This window comes from Vibrio sp. V19_P1S1T109 (assembly GCF_002241375.1).
Lineage (GTDB): Bacteria > Pseudomonadota > Gammaproteobacteria > Enterobacterales > Vibrionaceae > Vibrio > Vibrio anguillarum.
Genome location: NZ_NDIM01000187.1, coordinates 1 through 5,400, shown reverse-complemented (window position 1 = coordinate 5,400; position 5,400 = coordinate 1). Strand labels below are relative to the sequence as shown.

Below are 5,400 nucleotides of genomic sequence, written 5' to 3'. Positions count from 1 at the left end.
GTGTAGACTTGTACAGAGCTTGCTACACCAGAATAGTGCGCTAAGTAAGTTTGATAAGAAATATTGAGAGTAAAATAGTATTGCTTCATAGCCGTTAACCAAAATAGAGCGAGGAGACGTATCTATCACCTCGCTCTTAGTAGAGTTAAGATCCTTAAGATTCGAGCGCTTTTGTTACTTTTTCAAAGAGATCCCGAGCTAAATTATCCATTGACTTCAAAGTCTCCAACTCCGATTTCATCATTGCTTGACGAGTTTCATCGTAGAGCCTGAATTTAAGTAAAGGATCAATTAAACGCGACGCAACTTGGGGATTACTATCATTGAGTTCACGCAGTATCTGCCCTGCAAAACGGTATCCCTCACCCGATTTTGCATGGAAATTAACTGGGTTTGCGCTGAGGAATGAACCAATTAAACTACGAGTACGATTTGGATTTTTTAAGCTAAATGCTTCATGTTTCATGGTTTGTTGAATGGTATCCAAAACACTTGGCGCGGGGTTCGTCCCTTGCAGTGCAAACCATTTATCCATCACTAATCCATCGTGTTTCCATTTATTGCTGTAATCATCCATCAGTGCTTGACGGCACATAAGCTGTGCACTATTCGCAGCGCTCATAGCGGCGATGGTGTCAGTCATGTTGTTGGCGCTGTGATACTGAGCCAGCACCAAATCATTGCCTTGGTCGGTATAAGCTAAATAAGCAAGGCAAGTATTGCGCAATGCTCGTTCACCAATTGCACTGTGTTCAATGCTGTATGCTGTCTGTTTTAAACTGTGGTAAACCGCATTGAGCTCATCTTGCAATGCGTTAGCAAGCTGTACTTTCATCGCTTTAAGTACGGTCGCTATGGCATCAACATCCACACGTTTATACCAACCTGAAACCTCATTATGGCTAGGCAATGAGAGCATTTCCGCAATAAAAGCAGGCTCTAGAGCCTCACTCAGTAACACACCACGGAATGCATCAACTACCGATTCAGGCAAATCCGCCGCCTTACCCGACTGCACTCCAAACACATTGCTACGGATATATTTGGCTAACAACATTTGGCCTGCATCCCAGCGAGCAAATTCGTTACGAGCATTGACCATCAAGAAGATAAGCTCATCATCACTGTAGTCATACTCCAGTTTCACTGGTGCTGAAAATTCGCGCAACAAGGAAGGGATCGGTTTCTCTGGCACATTTTCAAACACGAAGGTCTGCTTGGCCTGTGTTACGTTCAGTACATTAGAGATTCGCTTTCCGTTACATTGTAACTCAATTACATCACCATGAGCGGTGTATAACTCAACATCAAAAGGAATATGCAGCGCTGCTTTCTCTTTTTGCTCGTGCGTTGGTTCGGTTGTTTGCTCTACGGTTAAGGCATAGGTTTTCTGTTGTGCGTCATATTCAGTGCTCACTGAAACAATCGGTGTACCAGATTGGCTATACCATAAACGGAATTGGGTAAGATCGACGCCAGAAGCATCTTCCATCGCTGCAACAAAATCTTCGCAGGTAGCGGCAGTGCCGTCATGACGCTCAAAATAGAGCTTCATCCCTTTTTGGAAATTCGTTTCACCCAATAACGTATGCATCATACGAATCACTTCACTGCCTTTTTCATAGACAGTTAATGTATAGAAGTTATTCATTTCTATCACTTTATCGGGACGAATTGGGTGTGACATTGGGCTGGCATCTTCCGCAAATTGTGGCCCGCGAATAATGCGCACATTACTAATGCGATTCACGGCTCTCGACCCTAAATCAGACGAAAACTCTTGGTCACGGAATACCGTTAGGCCTTCTTTTAAGCTTAATTGGAACCAATCACGACAAGTAACGCGGTTACCAGTCCAGTTATGGAAATATTCGTGGCCAATCACCGCTTCAATACCTAAATAATCAGTATCGGTAGCGGTTTTTTCATTGGCTAGCACAAACTTAGAGTTAAAAATGTTGAGGCCTTTATTCTCCATCGCACCCATGTTGAAAAAGTCAACGGCAACGATCATGTAGATGTCGAGATCATACTCTAAGCCGAAGCGTTCTTCGTCCCACTTCATTGCGTTGATAAGTGATGTCATCGCATGAGAAGCGCGGTCGAGGTTACCTTTATCAACAAAAATCTCGAGGGCAACATCGCGACCGGACTTGGTTTTATATTGATCACGTAATACGTCAAAATCACCCGCAACGAGAGCAAATAAGTAAGCAGGTTTCGGATGTGGATCTTGCCACTTCACCCAATGACGCCCTTCTGTAAGATCGCCATGTTCGATACGGTTACCGTTACTTAATAAAAATGGGTAATCTTTTTTGTCAGCAATCACGGTCGTTGTGTATTTTGCAAGAACGTCTGGACGATCGAGGAAGTAAGTAATGCGACGGAAACCTTCTGCTTCACACTGAGTACAGAACGCACCACCCGATTTGTATAACCCTTCTAGTGCGGTATTCGCTTCAGGGTTAATCAGTGTCACGATCTCCAATTCAAACTCTTGAGGTAATGATGAGATCGAGAGCCCGCTTTCAAGCAGCTGAAAATCTTGCCATTCGGTGCCATTCACTTTGAGCGATTTCAGCTCAAGGTTTTCACCATCCAGCACCAATTGGTTATTCTCTTTTTGCTGCTTAACGTGAGAAACGGCAGTCACTGTGGTGTTGGTATCAAAGAGATCGAATGTTAATTCGAGATCCGTAATGGTATGTGATGGAGATTGATAATCTTTGCGATACTTGGCTTGGGGTGTATGAGCCATGTCGGAATCCTTGTTGACGGAGTGAAATGTGACGTTTTTGATAAACATTCAGTAAGATGGCTATAGATCTAAGGCTTGTTATCATTAATAACAACCCCTCAAACCGAAAAACGAGGCATTTAAGACAAATACCCCGTTATTTCGCTGACAATTTACCCATATATCAACAGATTTCACTCATTGCCTTTCTTATGATAGAAGATTGCAAGACTACGGATTTACTCGCGCTAAAACAGCCGACATAGAACCATTTTCCACCTCTAACGTTAACATATCGCTAACAAGCGTATAGCGGGTATCATGTTCTCCGTCTTCATAAAGGAGCACCAAATGATCACCTTCTGTGTAGTACACCCCTTTATGGATCGATTCGTTACCATTAGCACCACTTACTCTGAACATAAAGACAAAATCCGGCTGTAAAACGAGATCAAGTTGGCTAATGTCGATTGCTATCGCATCTTCACCAAATATTCGTTTGCTAGACCAAACCCCTGCCAACGCATTTGGTAAAGCTTTAGTGAACATAATGCCGTTTAAGTTGAGCATGTTGTGGTTCACTTGGTATTGATAAACTTGAGGTTGCGATGAATTAAGCCCCAAAATCAAGCTGTTATCGCTGGCATCAAATTCACCTTCCCAGTGCTCCACATTGTAATTTTTCTTTTGAATATCGATCTTAAAACGATAATTCGATTCTAAGGTCAGTTTAATAGAACGAAAATCATCGGAAGAAGTGTCAGGATTGGGGTTAAGTAGGTACCAATCACCAAGTAAAAAAGGGAGATCAAACTGAGTTAAGTCTTGATGAGTCTGCGTACCACTACTTTGACTTTGTGCCGCACTGGTGCTGATAAGAACAATGCAGGTAAAAATGATGCTTATCCATTTCATAACACGCTCCTCGCTTTTTTCTTAAGCTTAGAACCGGTTGTACGATAAAGCGAAATGTTTGATCTGTATCACGTTATTTATTTGGTTTAAATAAGATCAAAAAAGCGAGCACTAAGGCTCGCTTTTCATTGATACTGGTTGCTAATTTAGCATATCAACAGTGATCGCCACTGCTTCTTCTAAATAAACATCTGGAGTTTCATAATCTTTAGGCACATCTTGCAAGGTTTTATAGGGCTTCAAACCATTGGCGGCTTGTCGCATGTTAATCCGCGCCAAACGCAATTCATCTGCCTTGTCACTCTCTTGCTTACGCACAGATTCATTGAGAGAAATTGTGTTGTCATCTTTCTCCGCTTTATACTTTGCAATATCCTCGTTAATGAAGCCGAACTCCATATCGTTGGCAATACGAGCTTGATGCTGTGCAGATAACTTAGCAATCAGTTTTTCATTAGCTTGTAACTTGTCGTATTTAGCTCGCTCAATTTGATCCCAAGGAAGTGCATTAGGTTCAACGCTCTCACCGGTATCTTTTGCTTCAATCGCAGTGGGTAACGCAATATCAGGCACAACACCTTTATTCTGCGTACTACCACCATCAATACGATAAAATTTCTGAATCGTATATTGAACGTAGCCTAATTCTTTATCAAACAAGTCGTAGATATGATTCAACGAGCGATGCTGTTGAACCGTTCCCTTACCGAATGAGTTTTCGCCAACAATGATCGCTCGTCCATAATCTTGCATTGCCGCTGCAAAAATTTCTGAGGCTGATGCGCTGTAGCGATTCACCAATACCGTCATAGGACCCTGATAACTGATTTTTCCATCCGTGTCACTATTAACGTTTACTCGTCCATAGCTATCGCGAACTTGCACAACCGGGCCGCTTTCAATAAATAAGCCGGATAATGCCGTCGCTTCCGTTAATGCACCCCCACCGTTATTACGTAAATCGACGATCACGCCATCCACTTTTTTCTGCTTCAGTTCAGTCAGCAATTTGTCCGTGTCTTGCGCTAAACCGACATAGAAGCTAGGGACTTCAAGCACGCCGATTTTCTTGCCATTTTTCTCGATGATTTTTGATTTAACCGCTCGATCTTCTAAACGAATTTTGTCTCGAACAATAGTGACAACGTGACTTTTAGCGTCTTTACCTTCCGGCAAAACTTGCAACTTCACCTTAGTGCCTTTCGGGCCTTTGATCAGTTGTACGACATCATCTAAACGCCAACCGATAACATCAACCATCTCTTTGCCATCTTGGCCCACACCAATAATACGATCGCCTTCACCCAACTGCTTGCTATTTGAGGCAGGACCACCCGCAACTAACGAACGAATGATGGTGTAGTCGTCGGTCATTTGCAGTACAGCACCAATCCCTTCCAATGAAAGATTCATTTCTGATTGGAACTGCTCGGCATTACGTGGAGAGAGATAACTAGTATGCGGATCAACTTCACGCGCAAAAGCATTCATATAAAGCTGAAATACATCTTCGCTGTGGGTCTGAGACAGACGTTTGATCGCGTTATTATAACGCTTGCCTAGCGTTTCTTTAATTTCCGGCCACTCTTTACCCGTAAGCTTTAAGTTCAGTGCATCATATTTGACACGTTGCTGCCATAACTTATCGAGCTCGGTTTTATCTTTCGGCCAAGCTGCTTTTGAGCGATCAAGTTCCATCGATTCATCGGCTTCAAATGTAATTTCTTTGTCGAGCAGAGAAAGCG

Annotated in this window: 4 protein-coding genes; all 4 read right to left on the bottom strand. The window is 42.8% G+C overall.

Annotation, left to right across the window (positions count from 1 at the left end):
- Nucleotides 1-89, bottom strand: an 89-nt coding sequence (locus B9J87_RS08930) for a DUF2835 family protein (RefSeq protein ID WP_141138407.1), incomplete at its 3' end; no start/stop codon positions are given.
- A gap of 65 nt (nucleotides 90-154) precedes the next feature.
- Nucleotides 155-2,761, bottom strand: a complete 2,607-nt coding sequence (gene pepN / locus B9J87_RS08925) for an aminopeptidase N (protein ID WP_094150311.1) — start codon at nucleotides 2,759-2,761, stop codon at nucleotides 155-157.
- 210 nt (nucleotides 2,762-2,971) lie between these two features.
- Entirely contained in the window at nucleotides 2,972-3,655 is a 684-nt protein-coding gene (locus B9J87_RS08920) for a hypothetical protein (RefSeq protein ID WP_094150309.1), read from the bottom strand.
- 141 nt (nucleotides 3,656-3,796) lie between these two features.
- Nucleotides 3,797-5,400, bottom strand: a 1,604-nt coding sequence (gene prc / locus B9J87_RS08915) for a carboxy terminal-processing peptidase (RefSeq protein ID WP_094150306.1), incomplete at its 5' end; no start/stop codon positions are given.